Annotated in this window: 14 protein-coding genes; 11 read left to right on the forward strand and 3 right to left on the reverse strand. The window is 67.4% G+C overall.

All coding sequences use genetic code 11. The features are described from left to right. The first annotated feature begins 68 nt into the window (after window positions 1–68). The 7 genes from putA to ACF8ML_RS05585 all read left to right on the forward strand — a co-directional run bounded on the left by putA (window position 69) and on the right by ACF8ML_RS05585 (window position 9,705). Window positions 69–4,106 carry a trifunctional transcriptional regulator/proline dehydrogenase/L-glutamate gamma-semialdehyde dehydrogenase gene (putA, locus tag ACF8ML_RS05555; protein WP_392406591.1) on the forward strand — a complete coding sequence of 1,346 codons (4,038 nt, stop codon included), beginning with the start codon at window positions 69–71 and terminating at the stop codon, window positions 4,104–4,106. 79 nt (window positions 4,107–4,185) lie between these two features. Further along, entirely contained in the window at window positions 4,186–5,688 is a 1,503-nt protein-coding gene (gene putP / locus ACF8ML_RS05560) for a sodium/proline symporter PutP (RefSeq protein ID WP_209671753.1), read from the forward strand. Between the two features lie 152 nt (window positions 5,689–5,840). Continuing rightward, window positions 5,841–6,185, forward strand: coding sequence for a type II toxin-antitoxin system RelE/ParE family toxin (locus ACF8ML_RS05565; protein WP_013800422.1), 345 nt, complete (start codon window positions 5,841–5,843; stop codon window positions 6,183–6,185). After that, window positions 6,182–6,514: a helix-turn-helix domain-containing protein gene (locus ACF8ML_RS05570; RefSeq protein ID WP_392406593.1), complete on the forward strand. Its 333-nt coding sequence runs from the start codon at window positions 6,182–6,184 to the stop codon at window positions 6,512–6,514. Before ACF8ML_RS05565 ends, ACF8ML_RS05570 begins: the two co-directional genes overlap by 4 nt. Before the next feature lie 232 nt (window positions 6,515–6,746). Continuing rightward, a complete protein-coding gene (locus tag ACF8ML_RS05575; RefSeq protein ID WP_046237939.1) occupies window positions 6,747–7,733 on the forward strand; it encodes a TRAP transporter substrate-binding protein in 987 nt (328 codons plus the stop codon). Window positions 7,734–7,883: 150 nt separating this feature from the next. Next, the gene (locus tag ACF8ML_RS05580) at window positions 7,884–8,399 is read left to right on the forward strand and encodes a TRAP transporter small permease (RefSeq protein WP_013800419.1); all 516 of its coding nucleotides are present in this window, start codon (window positions 7,884–7,886) and stop codon (window positions 8,397–8,399) included. 19 nt (window positions 8,400–8,418) lie between these two features. Next, window positions 8,419–9,705, forward strand: coding sequence for a TRAP transporter large permease (locus tag ACF8ML_RS05585; RefSeq protein ID WP_034363235.1), 1,287 nt, complete (start codon window positions 8,419–8,421; stop codon window positions 9,703–9,705). Window positions 9,706–9,839: 134 nt separating this feature from the next. Here ACF8ML_RS05585 and ACF8ML_RS05590 read toward each other — a convergent pair whose 3' ends face one another. Further along, window positions 9,840–10,640 carry an IclR family transcriptional regulator gene (locus ACF8ML_RS05590; RefSeq protein ID WP_012207743.1) on the reverse strand — a complete coding sequence of 267 codons (801 nt, stop codon included), beginning with the start codon at window positions 10,638–10,640 and terminating at the stop codon, window positions 9,840–9,842. A 165-nt stretch (window positions 10,641–10,805) separates the two neighbouring features. Here ACF8ML_RS05590 and ACF8ML_RS05595 point away from each other — a divergent pair, with 165 nt between their 5' ends. The 3 genes from ACF8ML_RS05595 to ACF8ML_RS05605 all read left to right on the forward strand — a co-directional run bounded on the left by ACF8ML_RS05595 (window position 10,806) and on the right by ACF8ML_RS05605 (window position 14,876). After that, window positions 10,806–12,458, forward strand: coding sequence for a choline dehydrogenase (locus ACF8ML_RS05595; protein ID WP_209671749.1), 1,653 nt, complete (start codon window positions 10,806–10,808; stop codon window positions 12,456–12,458). A 48-nt stretch (window positions 12,459–12,506) separates the two neighbouring features. Further along, complete coding sequence (locus ACF8ML_RS05600; RefSeq protein ID WP_126312704.1) at window positions 12,507–13,835, forward strand: MFS transporter; 1,329 nt, start codon at window positions 12,507–12,509, stop codon at window positions 13,833–13,835. Window positions 13,836–14,015: 180 nt separating this feature from the next. Continuing rightward, window positions 14,016–14,876 (forward strand): hypothetical protein, encoded by an 861-nt coding sequence (locus ACF8ML_RS05605; RefSeq protein ID WP_046237941.1) that lies wholly within the window; start codon window positions 14,016–14,018, stop codon window positions 14,874–14,876. 22 nt (window positions 14,877–14,898) lie between these two features. On the opposite strand, the gene ACF8ML_RS05610 is transcribed toward ACF8ML_RS05605, so the two are convergent. Then, window positions 14,899–15,864 (reverse strand): LysR family transcriptional regulator, encoded by a 966-nt coding sequence (locus tag ACF8ML_RS05610; RefSeq protein WP_392406595.1) that lies wholly within the window; start codon window positions 15,862–15,864, stop codon window positions 14,899–14,901. A gap of 129 nt (window positions 15,865–15,993) precedes the next feature. Here ACF8ML_RS05610 and ACF8ML_RS05615 point away from each other — a divergent pair, with 129 nt between their 5' ends. Next, a complete protein-coding gene (locus tag ACF8ML_RS05615; protein ID WP_133073113.1) occupies window positions 15,994–17,172 on the forward strand; it encodes an MFS transporter in 1,179 nt (392 codons plus the stop codon). A gap of 3 nt (window positions 17,173–17,175) precedes the next feature. Here the strand turns inward: ACF8ML_RS05615 and uvrA are convergent, their stop codons facing one another. Next, a complete protein-coding gene (gene uvrA / locus ACF8ML_RS05620) occupies window positions 17,176–23,133 on the reverse strand; it encodes an excinuclease ABC subunit UvrA (protein ID WP_392406596.1) in 5,958 nt (1,985 codons plus the stop codon). Window positions 23,134–23,502: the final 369 nt, after the last annotated feature.

Below are 23,502 nucleotides of genomic sequence, written 5' to 3' on the forward strand. Positions count from 1 at the left end.
CACCATGTCTTCTTCATGGTGCATCTCCATTCGCATTTCCCACCTCTTCCATTCCTCACTGGCACACCATGTCCACCACCGTAGGCATCAAAGTCGACGACGCCTTGCGCGAGCGCATCCGCGTCGCAGCCCAGCAGATGGGTCGCACACCGCACTGGCTGATCAAACAGGCCGTCGTCCAGTACGTCGATGCGCTGGAGCGCGGCGCAACCACCATCCGGCTTGCAGGCGCAGGCGACAGCCCTGGCGATGTCGCGATCGAAGAGGCGCAACCCAATGCCAGCCAAGAGGTGCAACCCTTTCTGGAATTCGCCCAATCCATCCTGCCGCAGACGCCGTTGCGCGCTGCCATCACGGCCGCCTGGCACCGGCCCGAGCCCGAGTGCCTGCCGGTGCTGCTGCCGCTGGCACGCGCCCAGGATGCCCAGCAGGCCGACAAGGTGCGCGAGCTGGCGACCCGGCTGGTGCAGGGCCTGCGCGATGCGCCGGCCGGCAGCGGCGTGGCGGCGCTGGTGCAGGAGTTTTCCCTGTCCAGCCAGGAAGGCGTGGCGCTGATGTGCCTGGCCGAGGCGCTGCTGCGCATTCCCGACCGTGCCACGCGCGATGCGCTGATCCGCGACAAGATCAGCAAGGGCGACTGGCGCGCCCATGTGGGCCGCTCGCCCTCGCTGTTCGTGAACGCGGCGGCCTGGGGCCTGGTGCTGACGGGCAAGCTCACATCCACCAGCAGCGAGAAGAACCTGTCTTCGGCGCTGACGCGCGTGATCGGCAAGGGCGGCGAGCCCCTGATCCGCCAGGGCGTGCACCGCGCCATGAAGCTGATGGGCGAGCAGTTCGTGACGGGCCAGGACATCGCCGAGGCGCTGGCCAACAGCCGCGCCTATGAAAAGCAGGGCTTTCGCTACAGCTACGACATGCTGGGCGAGGCGGCCGCCACCGAGGCGGATGCGCAGCGCTACCTGCAGGCCTACGAGCAGGCCATCCACGCGATCGGCGCGGCGTCCAACGGGCGCGGCATCTTCGAGGGGCCGGGCATCTCTATCAAGCTGTCGGCCCTGCACCCGCGCTACAGCCGCGCGCAGTACGAGCGTGTGATGGCCGAGCTGCTGCCGCGCGTGCTGCGGCTGGCCGAGATGGCCAAGCAGTACGACATCGGCATGAACATCGACGCCGAAGAGGCCGACCGGCTGGAGCTGTCGCTGGACCTGCTGGAGTCGCTGTGCGCGGCGCCCTCGCTCAAGGGCTGGAACGGCATAGGCTTCGTGGTGCAGGCCTATCAAAAGCGCTGCCCGCAGGTGCTGGACCACCTGGTGGACCTGGCCCGCCGCAGCCGCCGCCGCCTGATGGTGCGGCTGGTCAAGGGCGCCTATTGGGACAGCGAGATCAAGCGCGCCCAGGAAGGCGGCCAGGCCGGTTACCCCGTCTATACGCGCAAGGTCTATACGGACGTGAGCTACCTGGCCTGCGCGCGCAAGCTGCTGGACGCACCCGACGCCGTCTACCCCCAGTTCGCCACGCACAACGCGCAGACGCTGGCCAGCATCTACCACATGGCCCAGGCTGTGGGCGGCAGCTACTACAGCGGCCAGTACGAGTTCCAGTGCCTGCACGGCATGGGCGAGCCGCTGTACGCACAGGTGACGGGCCCGGCCTCCGAAGGCAAGCTGGCCCGCCCCTGCCGCATCTATGCGCCCGTGGGCAGCCATGAGACGCTGCTGGCCTATCTGGTGCGCCGCCTGCTGGAAAACGGTGCCAACACCTCGTTCGTGAACCGCATCGGCGACGCCTCCGTGCCGGTCTCCGAGCTGGTGGCCGACCCGGTGGACGAGGTGATGAAGATCGCCCGCGTTGAAGGCCGGCTGGGTGCGCCGCACCCGCGCATTGCACTGCCGGCCGACCTGTTTGCACGGCAGGGCGAGAAAGACGCGCAGGCCCGCGCCAATTCCCAGGGCCTGAATCTGGCGCACGAGCAGCAGCTGGCCTCATTGGCCGCCGCACTGCTGCACAGCACGCGCCAGACCTATCTGGCCGCGCCCGCAGAGGCCGACCTGCCTGCCGACCCGGCGCGTACCGAGGGCTGGCAGGCCATGCGCAATCCGGCCGAGCTGTCCGACATCGTGGGCTGGGTGCGCGAGGCCACCGCTGCGGAGGCCGAGGCCTGCGCCACCCGCGCCGCCCAGGCCGCGCCGATCTGGGCCGGCACGCCTGCCGCCGCCCGCGCCGATGCGCTGGCCCGCGCCGCCGATCTGCTGGAGCAGCGCAGCCAGCCGCTGATGGGCCTGATCATGCGAGAGGCCGGCAAGACCCTGCCCAACGCGGTGGCCGAGATCCGCGAGGCGGTGGACTTCCTGCGCTATTACGGCGCCCAGGTGGCTGCGCATTTCGACAACGCCACGCAGCGCCCGCTGGGCGTGGTGCTGGCCATCAGCCCCTGGAATTTTCCGCTGGCCATCTTCTGCGGACAGGTGGCCGCAGCCCTGGCTGCCGGCAATACCGTGCTGGCCAAGCCCGCCGAGCAGACCCCGCTGACGGCCGCCGCCATGGTGGCCCTGCTGCACGAGGCCGGCGTGCCGCGCGATGCGCTGCAGCTGGTGCCCGGTGCGGGCGAGACCGTGGGCGCCGCCCTGGTGGAGCATCCGCTGGTGGCCGGCGTGATGTTCACGGGCTCCACCGAGGTGTCACGCCTGATTGCGCGCCAGCTGTCGCACCGCCTGTCGCCCGCAGGCCGCCCCATTGCGCTGGTTGCCGAGACCGGCGGCCAGAACGCCATGGTGGTGGACTCCTCGGCCCTGGCCGAGCAGGTGGTGGCCGATGTGCTGGCCTCGGCCTTCGACTCGGCCGGCCAGCGCTGCTCTGCCCTGCGTCTGCTGTGCCTGCAGGAAGAGGTGGCCGACCGCACACTGACCATGCTGCGCGATGCGCTGCAGGAGTGGACGCTGGGCAACCCCGACCGCCTGAGCACCGATGTGGGCCCCGTGATCGACGACGCGGCACGCCGCCAGATCGAGGAGCACATAGAGCAGATGGCCGCAGCGGGCCAGAAGGTCACCCGCGTGGAACGCAAGGACGGCGTGCTCAATGGCCACTACGTGGCCCCGGCCCTCATCGAGATCGACAGCACTACGCGCCTGCAGCGCGAGGTCTTCGGCCCCGTGCTGCATGTGATCCGCTTCAAGCGCGAGCAGCTGGACGCGCTGGTCGATGGCATCAACGCCACTGGCTACGGCCTGACCTTCGGCGTGCACAGCCGCATCGACGAGACCATTGCCCACCTCACCCAGCGCGTGCATGCGGGCAACATCTATGTGAACCGCAATGTGATCGGCGCCATGGTGGGCGTGCAGCCCTTTGGCGGCATGGGCCTGTCGGGCACGGGCCCCAAGGCCGGCGGCCCGCTGTATCTGCACCGCTTGGTGCAGGGGCCTGCCAGCGCGGCGCTGTCGGTCTTCGCACGGGCGGAGTCGCCCGTCCAGGCGCCGCTGCAGCTGCTGGGCCTGCTGCGCGAGACGCTGTCCAAGGCGCCGCCGGATGCCATGTCCGCCGACGAGCAGGTGCAGGCCCTGGCCGCTTGCGACGCGGCAGCCTCCGCATCGCGCCTGGACGCGGCCATGCCGCTGCCCGGCCCCACGGGCGAATCCAACCGCTACCGCCTGCTGCCGCGCGGCCCCGTCTGGGCACTGCCGCGTACGCCGCTGGGCCTGGTGGCCCAGGTGGCAGCAGCCCTGGCCAGCGGCAACGCCTGCCATGCGGTGCTGCCCGACAACGGAACAGGCGCCGACAGCGGCTGCGCCGCCACCTGGCAGGCGCTGCGCGCCGCTGCGGGCGATGCCGGTGTGCCATGGCTGCACAGCGCCAGCGCCGACTCCCTGGGCGATTCGGCAGCGCCCATGGCGGCCTTGCTGTTCGAGGGCGATGGCGACGCCCTGCTGCAGGTCTGCGCCCAGGTCGCCGCGCGCGACGGTGCCCTGGTGCGCGTGGAAAGCCGCAACAGCGACGAACTGCATGCGGGCCGCGGCTATGACCTGGCCGCGCTGTTCCACGAGCAATCCATCAGCACCAATACCGCCGCCGCAGGCGGAAACGCCCAACTCATGACCATGGCTTGAACCGCCGGGGCCGGCACAACCGGCCCCTGGCAAGCGCCCCGCACCACCCGAAAAAACACGACCAACGCAGGACACTTCAATGCAATTCAACTGGAACGACCCGACGGCGATCATGTTCGCCATCTACCTGGTCGCCATGCTCGGCATCGGCGCCATCGGCTACTTCAGCACCAAGAATCTTTCCGACTACATCCTGGGCGGCCGCAGCCTGGGCAGCTTCGTGACGGCGCTGTCGGCCGGTGCCTCGGACATGAGCGGCTGGCTGCTGATGGGCCTGCCCGGAGCCATCTACCTGTCCGGCCTGTCGGAAGCCTGGATCGCCATCGGCCTGATCCTGGGCGCCTACCTGAACTGGCGCCTGGTGGCGGCGCGGCTGCGCCTGTACACCGAGCGTGCCGGCAATGCGCTGACGCTGCCCGACTACCTGGCCAACCGTTTCGAGGACCACTCCAGCGTGCTGCGCATCGTGACGGCCGTGGTGATCCTGGTGTTCTTCACGCTGTACTGCGCCTCGGGCGTGGTGGCGGGCGCGCGCCTGTTCGAGAACATGTTCGGCATGCCCTACAGCACGGCCCTGTGGGTGGGCGCGCTGTGCACCATCGCCTATGTGTTCATCGGTGGCTTCCTGGCCGTGAGCTGGACGGACACCATCCAGGCCTCGATGATGATCACGGCCCTGATCCTGGCGCCCGTGATCGCCTGGCTGGCCGTGCAGGGCCATCTGCAGCCGGGCCAGGACCTGCACGCCATCGTGGCGGCAGAGAAGTTCGACCTGTTCCGTGGCGCCAGCTTCGTGGGCGTGGTCTCGCTGCTGGCCTGGGGCCTGGGCTACTTCGGCCAGCCGCACATCCTGGTGCGCTTCATGGCGGCATCGTCGGTGCAGACCATTCCCTCGGCCCGCCGCATCAGCATGACCTGGATGATCCTGTGCCTGGCCGGCGCCGTGGCCGTGGGCTTCATCGGCATCCCCTACTTCGCGGCCAACCCCGCTGGCGCCGCCGCCGTGAACGCCAATGCCGAGACGGTGTTCATGGAAATCACCAAGCAGCTGTTCAACCCCTGGATCTCGGGCGCACTGCTGGCGGCCATCCTGGCGGCCGTGATGAGCACGCTGTCGTGCCAGCTGCTGGTGTGCTCCAGCGCGCTGACCGAAGACATCTACCGCACCTTCCTGCGCAAGAACGCCAGCCAGATCGAACTGGTCTGGATCGGCCGCGCCATGGTGCTGCTGGTGGCCTTGATCGCCATCGCCATCGCCAGCAACCCCGACTCCAAGGTGCTGGGCATGGTCAGCTACGCCTGGGCCGGCTTCGGCGCCGCCTTCGGCCCGGTGATCATCCTGTCGCTGTTCTGGAGCCGCATGACGCGCGGCGGCGCGCTGGCCGGCATCATCACCGGCGCCGTGACGGTGCTGGTGTGGAAGCAGTTCGGCTGGCTGGGCCTGTACGAGATCATCCCCGGCTTCATCCTGGCCTGGCTGGCCACGGTGGTCGTCAGCCGCATGGGCCCTGCGCCTTCGCAAAGCATCCTGAAGGCGCATGCGGCGGTGGAGAGCGAGTTCGAGCGGATCGGGGCACGCTGAGCCGTGCGCACGAAGACGGCACCCCTGCCATGACGCAAAACGCCCGATGCCTGCGCCTCGGGCGTTTTTGCTTTGATGCACGCACTCGAAAGGCCCTACAGCCGCTTTACGCCTTCGGCATGCCTGTATAAAATTTTATACAAGGATCTTCCATGGAGCAGGACAAAGACATCCGCTGGGTCGGATCCTCATACGACGACCTGCGGGACTTTCCCGCAGGCCCCAGGCGAGATGCGGGCTTTCAGTTGAGCAAGGTTCAGGCAGGCCAGGAACCGGAGGACTGGAAACCCTTCGACGACGTGGGCGCCGGGACACGGGAGATCCGCGTGAGGGACGCCAGCGGAGCGTTCCGGGTGATGTATGTGGCCAAGTTCGAGGAAGCGGTCTATGTATTGCACTGCTTCCAGAAGAAATCACAGGTGACAAGCCGGCACGACAAGGACATCGCATCGGCGCGCTACCGTGCCGTGGTCCACATGAGAAAGGCCAACAAATGAAGATCGATACAGAAATCCGCCATGTGACCAAGGCGAAGGCAAACCTCTTTCTGGAGCTGGGCTTTCCTGAAGACGAGGCATTGAAGCTGCAAGCTGCATCGCGCCAGCAGATCAACGACACCCATCTTCTCAAGGAGCAGCTGATGGCGGAGCTGGCGCAATGGATTGCACAGCATCACCTGAAGCAGTCAGACGCGGCAGAGATCCTGATGGTGTCCCGCCCGCGCATCTCGGATGTGGTGAATAGAAAGACTGCAAAGTTCACCATTGACGCCCTGGTTGAAATGTTGAGCCGCGTGGGAAAGCCGGTGCGTCTGTCCATTGATTGATATGCCGGTCGCTGCCCACGACATCGCCAAATCAGATGTACCTCAACGCACATGACGAGCGCTTTGTACGTGGTCGCCACAAGGGGAGTGGTCACTACAATCCAGGGGCTCTTTTTTTCATCGCCGGGCCGCCCCAGGATGAAAAGCGGCCCCCTGCGGGGGACCGCGGACCTTGCCCTGCAAGGGGAGCGTGGGGGCCATTTTTCAACACACAACAAGTGAGACTGCCGCTATGCAAATGATCCGCCGCACCCTTCTTTCGACCTGCGTGGCCGCCATGGCGGCTGCCTCGGCTGGCGCCGTCCTGGCCCAGACCAAGGAGGTCAAGGTGGGCTACGCCCTGGCCGTGAATTCGCACTACGGCGCGGCCGCCCAGGCCTGGTCCGATGCGGTGGAAAAGGGCACGAACGGCGCCTACAAGTTCAAGCAGTTCCCCGCCTCCGCCCTGGGCGGCGAGCGCGAGCTGATCGAGGGCCTGCAGCTGGGCACGGTGGAGGCGGCCATCGTCTCCACGGGCGCCATCAGCAACTTCGTGCCCGATGTGGGCGTGGTGGACATTCCCTTCCTGTTCCGCGACACGCAGCATGCGCGCGCCGTGCTGGACGGCGCCTTCGGCCAGGAGCTGCTGGCCAAGTTCAGCAAGCGCGGCCTGGTCGCGCTGGCCTGGGGTGAGCAGGGCTTTCGCCACCTGTCCAACAACAAGCACGCCGTCAACGGCGTGGCCGATCTCAAGGGCCTGAAGATCCGCGTGACCGAGAACCCCGTGCACATCACGGCCTTCCGCACGCTGGGCGCATCGCCCACGCCCATGTCCTGGCCCGAGGTGATCGGTGCGCTGCAGCAGGGCACGATCGACGGCCAGGAGAACCCGATCTCGGTGCTGGCCTCGGCCAAGCTGTGGCAGGTGCAAAAGCACCTGACGCTGACCGCCCATGTGTACGCGCCCATGGCCCTGCTGGTGTCGCCCTCGTTCTGGGGCACGCTGAACGACAGCCAGAAGGCGGCCTTCACGCAGGGCGCCAAGTCGGGCGCCATCGCTTCGCGCGTGTTCGTGGACACGGTGGAGAAGAAGGGCGTGGAAGAGGCCAAGAGCCACGGCATGCAGGTGGTGGAGAAGGTGGACCAGGCCGCCTTCCGCACGGCGCTGGAGCCGGCCTACAAGGAATACGCAAAGAAGTTCGGCCAGAAGACGCTGGACACCATCGCCAACGCCAAGTAATCCCCTGAGGCATTGCGGGCTGCGGCCCGCAATGCAGGGCGACCCGCTGCGGGCAACACCTGTGGCCCCGCACGGCGCCCGCGCCGATGATCTGACCTCCGGCGGCAGCCCGGCCCTTGCGCCACTCCCCTCCTGCCCTCGCCCACTCCTATGCTCAACCGAATCGAACGCGCCCTTGTGGCCTGCAACCGCTGGCTGCTGATCGTGCTGCTGCTGGCCATGGCCTGCATCGTGTTTGCCAATGTGGTGCTGCGCTACACCACGGGCGACTCCATTGTCTGGGCCGAGGAAGTGGCCCGGCACATGATGATCTGGGTCACCTTCCTGGGCGCGGGCCTGGTGCTGCGCTTCGGCGGCCATGTGGCCATCGACAACCTGCACCGCTCGGTGGGCACGCGCAAGGCGCAGTGGCTACGCCGCCTTGTGGTGCTGGGCGTGGGCCTGTTCTGCGCGGTGATGGCGGTGGCCTCGTCGCAGTACGTCTGGGCCACGCGCTTCCAGACCACGGCGGCCACGGACATTCCCATCTCCTTCGTCTACGCGGCCATGCCCGTGGGCTTCGTGCTGATGCTGGTGCATCTGCTGTTCATTGCGCGCGGCTATATCGCAGACGGCTCGTTCGCGGAGTCGGATGAGATGGATGCCGACGCAGCCGCATCGATCTGATCCACCAGGCAGACACATCATGGGTATCACGCTTTTCATCGCCATCATCGTCCTGCTCACGCTGGGCTTTCCGGTGGCCTTCGCGCTGGCGATCTCCGCCGCACTGGCCGTCTTCGTGGGCGGCCGCTATCCGCAGCTCATCGTGTTCAAGGAGATGTTCACGGGCATAGACAGCTTTCCGCTGATGGCCGTGCCCTTCTTCATCCTGGCGGCCGAGCTGATGTCGGGCGGGGCGCTCACGCATGTGCTGCTGCGCTTTGCAGCGCAGTTCGTGGGCCATCTGCGCGGCGGCCTGGGCTATGCCAATGTGCTGTCGCTGACGCTGTTCTCGGGCATTTCGGGCTCAGCCCTGGCCGATGCGGCCGGCCCCGGCTCGATGATGGTCAAGATGATGGACAAGGCCGGCTACGCACGCTCCTACGCGGCGGCGCTGACGGCTAGCACGGCCATCGTGGGACCCATCATTCCGCCGTCGGTGAGCATGATCATCTACGCGCTGCAGGATGAGAACGTGTCGGTGGGCGGGCTGTTCATGGCCGGCTTCATCCCCGGCATCCTGATCGCGCTGGCCATGGCAGCCGTGAACTGGTGGGTGTGCAGGAAGCGCGACTACCGCTCCACCGAGCCGCGCCCTGACGGCCGCACGATGTGGATCAACAGCTTCAAGGCGATTCCCGCGCTGATGCTGATCGTGCTCATCGTGGTGGGCATCCGCTTCGGCATCTTCACGCCCACCGAGGCGTCGGTGGTGGCCGTGTTCTACGCCCTGGTCTGCGGCAAGTGGGTGTACCGCACGCTGCAGTGGTCGGCGCTGCCGGGCATTGCGGCGCGCTCGGCCATGCTGACGGCCTCGGTGCTGCTGGTGATGGCGACTTCGGCGGCCTTTGCCTGGGTGCTGACGGTGGAGGGCATTCCGCAGTACCTGTCCGAGCTGATCGTGAGCTGGCAGCTGTCGCCCACCCTGTTCCTGATCGCGGTGAACATCCTGCTGCTGGTGTTCGGCATCTTCATGGAGCCGCTGCCCGGCGTGATGATCCTGGTGCCCATCCTGGCGCCCATTGCGTTCAGCCTGGGCATCGATCCCACGCACTTCGCCATGGTGGTGATCGTGAACCTGACGCTGGGCATGATCACGCCGCCCGTGGGCGGGCTGCTGTTCGTGACCTCGGTGGCCACGCGCGTGTCCATCACCGATCTCACGCGCGAGATGCCGCTGTTCCTGCTGGCCCACTTCGTGGTGCTGTGCCTGCTGACCTTCATCCCCGCGCTGTCCACCTGGTTGCCGCATACACTGGGCTTCCAGTGACGACAAGGGCCTCCGAGTGAGGCCCTTTTTTTTGCCGCCTGGCCGCCCCAAGGCATAAAGCGCCCCCCTGGTGGGCAGCGGACCTTGCGCAGCAAGGGTAGCGTGGGGGCCTTTTTTCCGGGGTGCCCAGCGCCTCAGAAGAGCAGGCCGGCCATGCGCTGGGCCGTTTCCTTCAGGTGCGGCAGGCCCTCCAGCGCCTGCGCCAGCGGCATGCGCGCCTCCGGCGCATGTACGGCCAGCGTGGCGCGGCACTGGCCCTTGGCATCGCGCACGGGCACGGCCACGGCGATCATGCCGCGCATGAATTCCTCGCGGTCGCAGGAGTGGCCTTCGCGCACGATGCGCGCGCACTCCTGTGCCAGCGCCTCGGGCGTGGTCAGCGTGTTGGCCGTGCAGGCGGTGAGTTCCACGCTGTCCAGGATGGCGGCGCGCCGGGCCGCAGGCATATGGGCCAGGAACAGCTTGCCGCTGGCCGTGGCGTGGATGGGCACCATCGATCCGGCCTCCAGCTGGATGCGCAGCGGCCAGTGGGTCTCGACACGGTCCAGGTAGCGCACGCGCGTGCCGTCCAGCACAGTGAGGTTGCAGGTCTCGCCCAGACGGGCCACCAGCTGGGACAGCAGCTCATGGCGCAGGGCCTGGCGCGGGTCGGCTTGCAGGGCGCGCACGGCCAGGCTCAGCAGCTTGGGGCCTGGCGAGAAGCTGCGGTCACCCTCATGGCGCAGCAGCCATTGCCGCGCCTCCAGGTGGGAGCACAGGCGCGAGGCCGTGGCCTTGGGCAGGTTGAGCGCGGCTGCGATGTCCATGAGGCCCGGCGGGGCCTCGGCCTGGGTCACGAAATCGAGCACGGCCAGCGAGCGGTCGGAGACCGAGTTCGCTTCGTCCTGCCGTGCAGGGGTGGGGTCCGGGGCAGCGCTGGCAAGGGATGGCGGCATGGGGCGGTGTCGTGTCGTGTGGAAGGCCGGAAACGCTTTCGATCATGCCTGATCGCCAGGAGGCGGCAAGGGTTTGCGCGGGGTTGCAGTCCACGGCGGCAACGAATAAGTTTCACCCAAAGGAACAAATAGTTCCTTCAAAAGAAACTCAAAAGGAGCCACTGCATGCCGGATCCCATCGACAGCTATGACTACGTGATCGTGGGAGCAGGCTCTGCCGGCTGCGTGCTGGCCGCGCGCCTGTCCGAGGACCCGGCCACGCGGGTGCTGCTGCTGGAGGCAGGCCCGCCGGACCGCTCGCCCTGGATCCACCTGCCCATCGGCTACGGCAAGACCATGTGGAGCCCCGTCTACAACTGGAAGTTCGAGACCGACCCGGACCCCAACATGAACGGCAGGCGCATCTACTGGCCGCGCGGCCGCACGCTGGGCGGCAGCAGTTCGATCAACGGCCTGATCTACGTGCGCGGCCAGCGCGAGGACTACGACCACTGGGCGGCGCTGGGCAATGCGGGCTGGTCGTATGAGGAGGTGCTGCCCTACTTTGTGAAGTCCGAAGGCAATGCGCGCGGCGCCTTCCCGGGCCATGGCGCGGACGGGCCGCTCAAGGTCTCGGACATCGGCGCCCGGCATCCGCTGATCGAGGCCTTCATTGCCGGTGCAGGCCAGGTCGGCGTGCCCCGCACCGAGGACTTCAACGGCAGCGACCAGGAGGGCGCAGGCTACTACCAGCTCACCACCCACAAGGGCCTGCGCTGCAGTACGGCCAAGGCCTATCTGGGCGAGGCCCGGCGCCGCCCCAATCTCCGCATAGAGACCGATGCCATGGCCACGCAGCTGGTGCTGCGCGGCCGGCGCGCCACCGGCATCCGCTACCGGCAAGGCGGGCAGGAGCGCCAGGCCCAGGCGCGGGCCGAAGTGATTCTGTCGGCAGGCGCCATCCAGTCGCCGCAGCTGCTGCAACTGTCGGGCATAGGTCCGGCCGCGCTGTCGCAGTCCCTGGGGATTCCCGTGGTGCACGATCTGCCGGGCGTGGGCGAGAACCTGCAGGACCATCTTCAGATACGCCTGGGCTACGAATGCAGCCAGCCCATCACCACCAATGACCAGCTCAATTCCTGGGTGGGCAGGACCAAGCTGGGGCTGGAGTGGCTGCTGTTCCGCTCGGGCGCGCTGGCCGTGGGCATCAACCAGGGCGGCTGCTTCATGCGTGCGCTCAGGGACGAGCAGGGCCGGCCCGTGGCCGCCACGCCCGACATCCAGTTCCACGTCTCCACGCTGTCGGCCGACATGGCAGGCGGCCAGGTACATCCGTACTCGGGCTTCACCATGTCGGTCTGCCAGCTGCGGCCCGAGTCACGCGGGCAGTTGCGCATCCGCTCGCGCGATGCCTTCGAGCCGCCCTCCATCCAGCCCAACTACCTGGCCACCGACCTGGACCGCCGCACCAACGTGGCGGCCGTGCGCGCGGCACGCGCCATTGCCGACACACCGGCCATGCGCCCCTTCGTGAAGCGCGAGGTCAAGCCCGGCCCCGATGCGCACAGCGATGCGGAGCTGCTGGAGTTCTGCCGCAACCACGGCGCCACCATCTTCCACCCCAGCGGCACCTGCCGCATGGGCAGCGACGCCCTGGCCGTGGTCGATGCGCGCCTGCGCGTGCATGGCATGGCCGGGCTGCGCGTGGTCGATTGCTCGGTCATGCCCACCCTGGTCTCGGGCAACACCAATGCGCCCGTGGTGATGATGGCCGAGAAGGCCGCCGACATGGTTCGCGAAGACAGGCACGGAGAGACAGGGCAGCTCAAGGTCGCATGACTGCCCGTTCCTGCATCCCGGCAATGCGACAGACAACCAGGAGACAGCATGACGACGGCAACCGATCCCAGGGTCATCCGCAAGGTGGTGACCTCCGCGCTCATCGGCGCAACCATCGAGTGGTATGACTTCTTCCTGTACGGCGTGGTCGCCGGCATCGTGTTCAGCAAGCTGTACTTTCCCAGCGACGATCCGCTGATCTCCACGCTGCTGGCCTACACCACCTTTGCCGTGGGCTTTGTCACGCGGCCGCTGGGCGGGGTGATCTTCGGGCACTTCGGCGACCGCGTGGGACGCAAGAGCATCCTGGTGGTCACGCTGATGATCATGGGCGTGTCCACCTTCCTGATCGGCCTGCTGCCCACGCATGCGCAGATCGGCGTGGCCGCGCCCATCCTGCTGCTGCTGCTGCGCGTGGCCCAGGGCATAGGCCTGGGCGGCGAATGGGGCGGTGCCGTGCTCATGGCCTACGAATACGCGCCCAAGGAAAAGCGGGGCTTCTACGCCTCCCTGCCCCAGGTGGGCCTGGCCATCGGCCTGTTCATGGCCTCGGGCGTGGTGGCCCTGCTGTCCTGGCTGTGTACCGAAGAGCAATTCATGGCCTGGGGCTGGCGCATCGCATTCCTGATCTCGGGCCTCATGGTGGCCGTAGGCATGTACATCCGCCTGCATGTGAAGGAGACGCCCGAATTCGCAGCCGTCAAGGCACGCAATGCCGAGACCGCGATTCCCTTCATGGACATGATGCGCCGCTATCCGGGCAATGTGCTCAAGGGCATGGGCGCACGCTATATCGACGGCGTTTTCTTCAACGTCTTCGGCGTGTTCTCGATCAGCTACCTGACCTCTACCCTGCAGATCAGCCGCACCGACGCATTGATCGGCGTGATGGTCGCCGCCGTGGTGATGTGCTTCACGATTCCGCTGTTCGGCCGCCTGTCCGACCGCATGGGCCGCAGCCGCGTGTATCTGTGGGGATCGCTGATCACCGCGGTCTCGGCCTTCCCGGCCTTCTGGCTCATGGCCCACAGCGGCGGCAATGTGCTGCTGATATGGATCGCCATCGTCGTGCCCTTCGGCATTCTCTACGCGGCGGTCTACGGTCCCGAAGCCGCCCTCTTCTGCGACCTGTTCGACGCCAAGGTACGCTACACCGGCATTTCCTTCGTCTACCAGTTCTCGGGGATCTTCGCGTCCGGCATCACGCCCATCATTGCGACGGCGCTGGTCAAGACAGCCGGTGGCAGCCCGTGGCTGGTGTGCCTGTATGTGGTGTTTGCGGGAGCGGTATCGGCGTGGTGTGCCTGGGCGATCGGGCGGGATGGACAGGGTGCCCGCGCCTTTCGGCCCGTGGGCAATGCCAGGGCAGGCCTGTGAATGGATGGAACTCGGGCGCTTTCAAGAAGTTTGAATACGCACGCTGGAAAACACATTGCCGGCGTACGAACCCATTTCAGGGACTCCAGCAAAAGCCACTCAAAACCATCGCACTGTTTCTCTTTGTAAAGACGATGGCTAGAATGCCCATGCATTTTCTTAATCAGACAGAGAGGGACCATGTTCAAGAAAGCATTGGCAGCAGCCATCTTGCTGGGCTGCGGCCTGGCGCACGCATTCATGCCCAGCAATGGCACCTGGGTCGTGACTTCCGAACTCAACGGCAAGCCGGGTCGCGGGCTGGCCATCGATGCACAGAACGGCACGCTGGTCATGCAGATGTATGCCTACGAGCCCAGCGGCCAGCCCACCTTCTACATGACCTCGGGCGCGCTGACCAATAACCGCTTTGCCGCTCCGCTGATCCGCTACAAGGGCGGCCGCTTTCTGGGCAGCGGCCCGATGTCGGGCTCCGAAGACCGGAACATGGGCCAGGTCAGCATGCGCTTCACCAGCGGCGTGTCGGGTTTCATCACGCTGCCCGGCGAACAGGAAGTGGCGATTTCGCGTTTCAACTTCGGTTACCCCGCCGTGGCATCCAGCCTGAGGGGACTCTGGGCGCTGACTTCGTTCGGCAGCGAAGGCGTTGCTTCCGAAGTGGTGAATATGCAGCTGCAAACGCCTGCCACCGCGAACGGCAATGGCCTGATGGAAACGGCGGACAGGCTGTTTGGTTGCGAACACCAGATCCGGGGCAATCTGGCGGGCGGCGTCCTGTGCGTCAAGGTCAACAACTACGGCCAATTGCTGCGCTCCTACTACTTCGTCTACAGCGTGAACGAGGGTGAAGGCAGCTCCCGCACCAATGGCACCCGCCCCGAACAGGTGCTGGTGGTCAAACGCCTGCTTGACCCGAAGGGCGTGGGTACAGGCATCGTCTACGCGGCCGACGCACCCGTGGACCCAGTGCCCACCGTGCTGCACGACATCATCGAGAACCTGTCCTTCAACGCCGCACCTCTGCCAGCCGAGCAGGAGTGACGCCCTCGCTGCCGGCCACCCCTCAGGGCAGCGCCGGCAGCTGCTCCGCATGCCGCAGATCCACATGCGCCTGCAGGAAGTCGAGCACGGCGCGCGTGCGCGGGGGCAGGCGGTCGGGCTTGCCCAGGTAGACGGCGTGGATGGGTTCCAGGTCGCCCGTGTTGAATTCCTCCAGCACGGGCACCAGCCGGCCGGCGAGCACGTCGGCCCAGGCGTGGTACAGCGACAGGCGGGCCAGGCCCGTGCCGTGCAGCGCCAGCTCGCGCATCACATCGCCGTCGTTGACGCGCACCACCTCCCCGATATCGACGGCCACGCGCTGGCCGTCCACCAGAAACGGCCAGTGCGGTATGGCGCGCTGGTAGCTCCAGCCCAGGCGCACATGGTGGCCCAGCTCATCGGGATGGGTGGGCCGGCCCATGCGGGCCAGGTACTGCGGAGAGGCCAGGATGACCTGCCGCGTGTGGCCCAGCAGCCGCGCCACCATGTCCGAGGGCGGAAGCTGGCCCCAGCGCACGGCGATGTCGGTGCCGGCCTCGACCAGGTCCACGATCTGGTCCGTGAAGCTCAGTTCCAGGCTCAGCCCGGGATGGCGCTGAAGCAATTGCGGCACCAGGGGCACGAGCAGCATTTTTCCGGTCGATGAGCTGGTGTTGATGCGCACCAGGCCGCGTGGTTCGCTGCGCACGGCCACGCAGGCCTCCAGTTCCTCCAGGTCGGCCAGCACGCGCTTGCCGCGCTCGAACAGCTGGCAGCCTTCGGGCGTGAGATGCAGGCGCCGCGTGCTGCGCTGCAGCAGCTGCACGCCCAGGCGCGCCTCCAGCCGCGACATGTTTTTGCTCACGGCCGAGGGGGAGATGCCCAGGTGGCGCGCAGCGGCCGAGAGGCTGCCGCGCTCGGCGACCAGGATCAGCATTTCCAGCTCGGCAAAGCGGTTGGCATCGGCGCTGCCCGTGTCGGCGGCGGCGAGAGGAACAAGTGCGGGCATGGTGTCTCCGAGAAAAGGATCATCTATTCCACACAGGAACAGATCCGTTTCCATTATTCCATCTACACAAAGGTATGTTGCAGTGCGACATTACTGGACATCACACCAAGGATCACAAGGAATCCGTCCATGCCTCTTTCCCTACTCGCCCTGGCGGCCGGTGCCTTTGGCATCGGCACCACGGAATTCATCATCATGGGCCTGCTGACCCAGGTCAGCCAGGATCTTCACATCAGCATTCCCACGGCGGGCTCGCTGATTTCGGGCTACGCCATCGGCGTGGCCGTGGGCGCGCCCGTGCTCACGCTGCTGACGCGCCAATGGCCGCGCAAGCGCCTGCTGCTGGCGCTGATGCTGATCTTCATCGCCGGCAACCTGGCCGCCGCGTTCGCGCCCAGCTATGAATGGCTGATGTCGGCACGCGTGCTGACCTCGCTGACCCACGGCACCTTCTTCGGCGTGGGCGCCGTGGTGGCCACGGGCCTGGTGCCGGTGGACAAGAAGGCGTCGGCGATTGCGCTGATGTTCTCGGGCCTGACGCTGGCCACCCTGCTGGGCGTGCCTGCCGGCGCCTGGATCGGCCAGATGTTCGGCTGGCGCAGCGCCTTCCTCGCCGTGGCCGCGATCGGCGTGCTGGCCTTTGCCATCCTGGCCGCCTTCGTGCCGCGCGACCAGGGCCGCCCCGAGGTCACGCCGCTGGCACAGGAGCTGGCCGTGCTGGCCAACGGCCAGGTCTGGCTGGGCCTGGGCATCACGGCCTTCGGCTTTGCGGGCGTGTTTGCGCTCTACACCTATGTGGAGCCGCTGCTGACCCAGGTGACCCGCATGGGCGACAGCCTGGTGGCACTGACCCTGCTGCTGTTCGGCGCGGGCCTGGCCGCAGGCAATCTGCTGGGCGGCAAGCTGGCCGACCGGGGCGTGATGCGCGCCCTGGTGTGGAGCATTGCGGCGCTGATGGTGGTGCTGGCGGCAGGCCGCTGGGCCTTCGGGAACCAGGCCGTGGCCATGGCCTATGTGATCGTGCTGGGCATCGTGGCCTTCGCCACGGTGGCACCCATGCAGATGCGCGTGCTGGACCAGGCCGGCCCCCAGGGCGCCAACCTGGTCTCCAGCCTGAACATTGCGGCCTTCAACCTGGGCAACGCCCTGGGTGCCTGGGTCGGCGGCCTGGCCCTGGCCGGTGGCCTGGGTCTGGTCAACCTGGGCTGGGCCGCCGCCGCGCTGACGGCCGTGGGCCTGGTGCTGGTCTTCTGGAGCAGCCGCCTGCCCGCAGGCTCCGCACGCAGCGCAGGCGTGGCCTGCGCCTGAGGCTCAACGGGCCAGCACGGGCTTGAGCGCCTTGCCCGTGTGCGTGCCCGCAGCCACCAGATCCTCGGGCGTGCCGGCCGCAATGATGCGGCCGCCGTCCTTTCCGCCTTCGGGGCCGAGGTCGATGATCCAGTCGGCCTCGGCGATCACGTCCAGGTCATGCTCGATGACGACCACGCTGTGGCCCGCATCGACCAGGCGATGCAGCACGCGGATGAGCTTGTCCACATCGGCCATGTGCAGGCCCACCGTGGGTTCGTCCAGCACATAGAGCGTGTGCGGCGCCTTGTTGCCGCGCCGGGTCACGTCGTCGCGCACCTTGGTCAGCTCGGTGACGAGCTTGATGCGCTGGGCTTCGCCGCCCGACAGCGTGGGCGAGGGCTGGCCCAGCGTGAGATAGCCCAGGCCCACGTCCTTGAGCAGTTGCAGCGGGTGGGCGATGCTGGGCATGCTGGCGAAGAACTCGACGGCCTCGTCCACCTCCATCTGCAGCACATCGCCAATGCTCTTGCCGCGCCAGGAGACGGCCAGGGTCTCGGGGTTGAAGCGCGCGCCGTGGCAGACCTCGCAGGGCACCTTCACGTCGGGCAGGAAGCTCATCTCGATGGTGCGCATGCCCTGGCCCTCGCAGGCCGGGCAGCGGCCTTCGCCGGTGTTGAACGAGAAGCGGCCGGCCGCGTAGCCGCGCGCCTTGGCCTCCAGCGTTTCGGCATAGAGCTTGCGGATGGTGTCCCAGAAGCCGATGTAGGTGGCCGGGCAGCTGCGCGGGGTCTTGCCGATGGGGGTCTGGTCCACTTCCAGCACGCGGTCAATGCCTTCGAAGCCCTGCAGGCCCTTGCAGCCCGACAGCGCAGGCGCCTTGCCCGCGTCCATGGCATCGCGCCCGGCCTTGGTGGCGCGCTGGCCCACCCAGGCGGCCACATTGGCCAGCATCACGTCACGCGCCAGCGTGGACTTGCCCGAGCCGCTGACGCCGGTGACGGCCACCAGGCGCTTGAGCGGCACGCGCGCATCCACGTTCTGCAGGTTGTGCAAATGGGCGCCGCGCACGGTCAGCCAGTCCAGTGCGTCGGAGGCGGGTTCGGCTTCGACAACGACAGGCGCGGCCTTCTTTTTGGATTTGGATACCTTGACAGGCGCGGGTTCCGGCACCGGTTCGGCCACTGCTGCAAGCGCGGCGGCCGCCTGCGGCGGCTGGCCCTCGCCCACCCAGCGGCGCGGCTGGAACGGGTGGCGCATGGCGTGCAGCAGGTAGCGGCCCGTGATGGAGTCCTCGGCCGCCATGATGTCGGCCGCCGTGCCCTGGGCCACGAGGCGGCCGCCACGTATGCCGGCGCTGGGGCCGATGTCGATGATGTGGTCGGCGCGGCGGATGGTGTCTTCGTCATGCTCGACCACGACCAGGGTGTTGCCCTTGTCGCCCAGCTTGTGCAGGGCGTTGAGCAGGATCTGGTTGTCGCGTGCATGCAGGCCGATGGTGGGCTCGTCCAGCACATAGCACACGCCCTGCAGGTTGCTGCCCAGTTGCGCGGCCAGGCGGATGCGCTGGGCCTCGCCGCCCGACAGCGTGGGCGCGCCACGGTCCAGCGTCAGGTAGCCCAGTCCCACTTCCTCGAGGAATTCGAGGCGGCTCTGGATCTCGGGAATGAGGTCGCGGGCAATATCGGCCTCGCGGCCCGACATCGCCAGCGCCTGCACCCATTTGCGCACGTCGTTGACCGACAGTTGGGCGATCTCGGCAATGCCCACGCCATGGAAGCGCACGGCGCGCGCCGTGGCGTTCAGGCGCGTGCCCTGGCAGGTGGGGCAGGTCACTTCGGCCAGGTCCTCGATTTCCTGGCCTTCGAACTTGACTTCGCGGCCCCGGTTGTCCTCGACCAGCAGGGTGTCGTCATAGACCTTGCGCTGGTCCTTGGTGAGCTTGACGCCCGTGCCCACGCAGTCAGGGCACCAGCCGTGCTTGCTGTTGTAGGAAAACAGGCGCGGGTCCAGCTCGGCATAGCTGGTGGCACAGACCGGGCAGGCGCGCTGGGTGGAGAACACCTGCAGGCTGCCGATGCCGGCCGTGCTCCGGCCGCCGGCCATGGCATCGGCCAGGTTGTCCAGGCCGGACAGCACATGCAGCACGCCCTTGCCTGTTTCCAGCGCCTGCGCCAAGTGGCCGCGCAGCTCGCGCTCGCTGGCCGCCGTGACGGTGATGCTGGCCACGGGCAGCTCGATGGTGTGTTCCTTGAAGCGGTCGATGCGCGGGAATCCCGTGGTGGGCAGGAATTCGCCGTCCACGCGCAGATGGGTGTAGCCGCGTGGCCGAGCCCAGTCGGCCAGCTCGGTGTAGACGCCCTTGCGGTTGACCACCAGCGGCGCCAGCAGGCCGATGGTCTGGCCCCGGAACTGCGTGAGCAGCTGGGCCGCGATGCTTTCCTCCGTCTGCGGCTGCACCGCGGCGCCGTCGTGGATGCAGTGCTGCGTGCCCAGCTTGACGTACAGCAGGCGCAGGAAGTGCCAGACCTCGGTGGTCGTGCCCACGGTGGACTTGCGCCCGCCACGCGACAGGCGCTGCTCGATGGCCACGGTGGGCGGAATGCCGTAGACGGCATCCACCTCGGGCCGGCCCGCAGGCTGGACGATGGAGCGCGCATAGGCGTTGAGCGATTCCAGGTAGCGTCGCTGGCCTTCGTTGAACAGGATGTCGAAGGCCAGCGTGGACTTGCCCGAGCCCGAGACGCCCGTCACCACGTTGAACTTGCCGCGCGGGATCTCCACCGACAGCTGCTTGAGGTTGTGCTCCTTGGCGTTGACGATCTCGATGGCATTCCTGGCGGCCGCCCCCGACATGGCATGCGCCTTGCGCTGGCTCTTGTAGAGCATGGGGGCTACCTCGCGCACGGCCTCGCCGCCCACGCCCATGGCCAGGTCGTACTCGCGCAGGGCCTGGGCCGTGTGCGAGCCAGGCACCTGGCGCACTTCCTCGGGCGTGCCCTGGGCCACGATGGCGCCGCCGCCGTCGCCGCCTTCGGGACCGAGGTCGATCAGCCAGTCGCTGGCACGGATCACGTCCAGGTTGTGCTCGATGACGATCAGCGAGTGCCCGGCCTCCAGCAGCTTGCGCAGCGCGCGCATGAGCTTGGCGATGTCGTCGAAGTGCAGGCCCGTGGTGGGCTCGTCGAACAGGAACAATGTGCCCTTCTTGGCCAGCGCCTGCTTCGACTTGGCCTGGGACTTGGCCGCCTCGGCCAGGAAGCCCGCGAGCTTGAGGCGCTGGGCCTCGCCGCCCGACAGCGTGGGCACGGGCTGGCCCAGCTTCACGTATTCAAGGCCCACATCGACGATGGGCTGCAGGGCGCGGATGACCTCGCGGTCCTGGGCGAACAGCAGGGCCGCCTCGGCCACGGTGAGCTCCAGCACATCGGCCACGTTGAGCTTGCGCGGCTGCAACTCGCCGGCCGCGTGGCGCTCGATCGTGACTTCCAGGATCTCGGGGCGGTAGCGCGTGCCGTTGCAGTCGGGGCAGCGCAGGTAGACGTCGGAGAGGAACTGCATCTCCACATGCTCGAAGCCCGAGCCGCCGCAGGTGGGGCAGCGGCCGTCGCCGCTGTTGAAGCTGAACTTGGCGGCCGTGTAGCCGCGCTGGCGCGACAGCGGCGCAATGGCGAACAACTCGCGGATGGAGTCCCAGGCGCCCACGTAGCTGGCCGGGTTGGAGCGCGCCGTCTTGCCGATGGGCGACTGGTCCACGAACATCACGTCGCTCAGGTGGTCGGCGCCCAGCAGGCGCTCGAAGGCGCCGGCCGCATCCGTGGGCTTGCCGAAGTGGCGCATCAGCGCGGGCACCAGCACGTCCTGGATCAGCGTGGACTTGCCCGAGCCGCTGACGCCGGTGATGGTGACCAGGCGCTGCAGCGGAAAGTCCACGTCGATGCTGCGCAGGTTGTGCTCGCGCGCGCCTTCGAGGATGAGGCGCGGCGTGGACTCGGTCACCATGCGCTTGAGGCCGAAGCCCACCTGCTTGCGGCCGCCCAGGTAGGCGCCGGTCAGCGTGTCGGCATGGCGCAGGTCGTCGGGCGTGCCGTCGAAGACGATCTGGCCGCCGCGCGCGCCGGGGCCGGGGCCCATGTCGATCATGCGGTCGGCCGCGAACATCACGGCCGGGTCATGCTCGACCACGACCAGGGTGTTGCCTGCATCGCGCAGGCGCTGCATGGCCTCGGTGATGCGTTCCATGTCGCGCGGGTGCAGGCCGATGCTGGGCTCGTCGAGCACGAACAGGGTGTTGACCAGCGAGGTACCCAGGGCCGTGGTCAGGTTGATGCGCTGCACCTCGCCGCCCGACAGCGTGCGGCTCTGGCGGTCCAGCGTGAGGTAGCCGATGCCCACGTCGCACAGGTACTGCACGCGCGCCATGATTTCGGCGTGCAGCATCTTGAGGGCCTGGGCCTCGCCGTCATGCAATGGGGCGTCGACTGCCGGCGCCAGCTGTTGGAAGAAATCACGCAGCCGCACCAGGGGCAGCTGCATCAGGTCGTGCAGGCACAGGCCCGGCAGCGCGTCCAGCTGCTCGCGGCTCCAGGCCACGCCCTTCGGCATGAAGCGGCGGTAGCGGCCTTCGTCGCCGGGCGGCAGCACGGCATCGGCGGCCTGCTTGCCGCCCAGGCGCCACAGCAGGCTTTCGGTCTTCAGCCGCGCGCCGCCGCAGGTGGGGCATTCGGTATAGCTTCGGTACTTGGACAGCAGCACCCGGATGTGCATCTTGTAGGCCTTGCTCTCCAGGTATTCGAAGAAGCGCTTGATGCCGTACCAGGTCTGGGTCCACTTGCCATTCCAGTTGGGCGAGCCGTCCAGCACCCAGCTCTTTTGCGCGTCGGTGAGCTTGGCCCAGGCCGTGTCGCGCGGAATGCCTTCGGCCTCGGCGTGGCGCATCAGGTCGTCCTGGATCTCCTTCCAGGCCGGTGTCTGCACGGGCTTGATGGCGCCCGTGCGCAGGGTGAGCTTGTCGTTGGGGATGACCAGCCCCCAGTCCACGCCGATCACGCGGCCAAAGCCCCGGCAGGCCTCGCAGGCGCCCACGGCGGAGTTGAAGGAGAACAGCGAGGGAATCGGCTCCTGGTAGCTCAGGCCGCTTTCGGGGCAGTGCAGGCCCAGCGAGAACTTCCACAGCTGGGGCTCGGTGGGCTGGGCACCTGCGGCTTCCACGGCGGATTCAGGCAGCACATAGACCGTCATGTGGCCGCTGCCGCGTTTGAGCGCGACCTCGATGGCCTCGTAGGCGCGGGCGCGCTCGACGTTGCCCAGGCGGAAGCGGTCGGCCACCACGTCCAGCATCTTGACCTTGAGCGGCGCCGCCGCCTTGGCCTTCTTGCCCTTGGCGTCTGCGGCAGGCTCCACGGCGCCGGCCTTCTCGGCCTCGCGCTCGGCCTGGACCTTGGTGAAGCCGCTGGCCGACAGCCATTGCTCCACCTCGGCAGCCGTGGTGTTGGCGGGCAGCTCGACGGGGAAGGTGATGGCGATGCGCGGATCACCGGCCTGCCGGCAACGCTCGGCCAGTTCCTCCAGCACGCTGTCGGGCGTGTCGTGGCGCACGGGCACGGCGGTGTCGCGGTCGAACAGCTGCGCCGCACGCGCGAACAGCAGCTTCAGGTGGTCGTTGAGCTCGGTCATCGTGCCCACGGTGGAGCGCGAGTTGCGAACGGGATTGGTCTGGTCGATGGCGATGGCCGGCGGCACACCTTCCACACGGTCCACGGCCGGCTTGTCCATGCGGTCCAGGAACTGCCGCGCATAGGCCGAGAAGGTCTCGACATAGCGGCGCTGGCCTTCGGCATACAGGGTATCGAACACCAGACTGGACTTGCCCGAGCCGCTGGGCCCCGTGACCACGGTCAGCTCGCCGGTACGGATGTCGAGATCCAGGTTCTGGAGATTGTGCTGGCGTGCGCCGCGAATTCGAATCAGACCGTGCGTCATGGATGTTGTGTGGTCAGTGGGAGCCAAACATTCTAGGCAGTCCATGCGTCAGGCATCGGACGCTTCTCAATACCTGTATTTTCATACAGGTTAAACAAAAAAGCGCCTCCTCAACGCATCCGCGCGACCATAAAAAAAACCCCGGAACCAGTCCGGGGCTCGTGCCTCTTTCTAGGTCTTACTTGGCCATCTGCACGGAGGCAGGCATGGCCTGCCCGTCCGGCACGCCCTTCACCTGGGTGATGGCCAGCAGCGACACGACAACAAAGGCCAGGCAACCGGCCGCGATGATCCTCATGGGTATTTCCTTGATCAGGCTGTGAAAAGACGGGCCCAGACAAAAAGGCCCCGCACCTTTCGGTACGAGGC

This window comes from Delftia sp. WSY_10 (assembly GCF_043104705.1).
Taxonomy (GTDB): Bacteria; Pseudomonadota; Gammaproteobacteria; order Burkholderiales; family Burkholderiaceae_C; genus Comamonas; species Comamonas tsuruhatensis.

Excerpts from the sequence above, each read along its gene's own strand:
- ACF8ML_RS05605 (WP_046237941.1), top strand. The coding sequence starts at position 14,016 with ATGTTCAAGAAAGCATTGGCAGCAGCCATCTTGCTGGGCTGCGGCCTG.
- ACF8ML_RS05580 (WP_013800419.1), top strand. The coding sequence starts at position 7,884 with ATGCTCAACCGAATCGAACGCGCCCTTGTGGCCTGCAACCGCTGGCTG.
- putA (WP_392406591.1), top strand. The coding sequence starts at position 69 with ATGTCCACCACCGTAGGCATCAAAGTCGACGACGCCTTGCGCGAGCGC.
- ACF8ML_RS05615 (WP_133073113.1), top strand. The coding sequence starts at position 15,994 with ATGCCTCTTTCCCTACTCGCCCTGGCGGCCGGTGCCTTTGGCATCGGC.
- uvrA (WP_392406596.1), bottom strand. The coding sequence starts at position 23,133 with ATGACGCACGGTCTGATTCGAATTCGCGGCGCACGCCAGCACAATCTC.
- ACF8ML_RS05575 (WP_046237939.1), top strand. The coding sequence starts at position 6,747 with ATGCAAATGATCCGCCGCACCCTTCTTTCGACCTGCGTGGCCGCCATG.
- ACF8ML_RS05595 (WP_209671749.1), top strand. The coding sequence starts at position 10,806 with ATGCCGGATCCCATCGACAGCTATGACTACGTGATCGTGGGAGCAGGC.
- ACF8ML_RS05565 (WP_013800422.1), top strand. The coding sequence starts at position 5,841 with ATGGAGCAGGACAAAGACATCCGCTGGGTCGGATCCTCATACGACGAC.
- ACF8ML_RS05590 (WP_012207743.1), bottom strand. The coding sequence starts at position 10,640 with ATGCCGCCATCCCTTGCCAGCGCTGCCCCGGACCCCACCCCTGCACGG.
- ACF8ML_RS05600 (WP_126312704.1), top strand. The coding sequence starts at position 12,507 with ATGACGACGGCAACCGATCCCAGGGTCATCCGCAAGGTGGTGACCTCC.
- putP (WP_209671753.1), top strand. The coding sequence starts at position 4,186 with ATGCAATTCAACTGGAACGACCCGACGGCGATCATGTTCGCCATCTAC.
- ACF8ML_RS05570 (WP_392406593.1), top strand. The coding sequence starts at position 6,182 with ATGAAGATCGATACAGAAATCCGCCATGTGACCAAGGCGAAGGCAAAC.
- ACF8ML_RS05585 (WP_034363235.1), top strand. The coding sequence starts at position 8,419 with ATGGGTATCACGCTTTTCATCGCCATCATCGTCCTGCTCACGCTGGGC.
- ACF8ML_RS05610 (WP_392406595.1), bottom strand. The coding sequence starts at position 15,864 with ATGCCCGCACTTGTTCCTCTCGCCGCCGCCGACACGGGCAGCGCCGAT.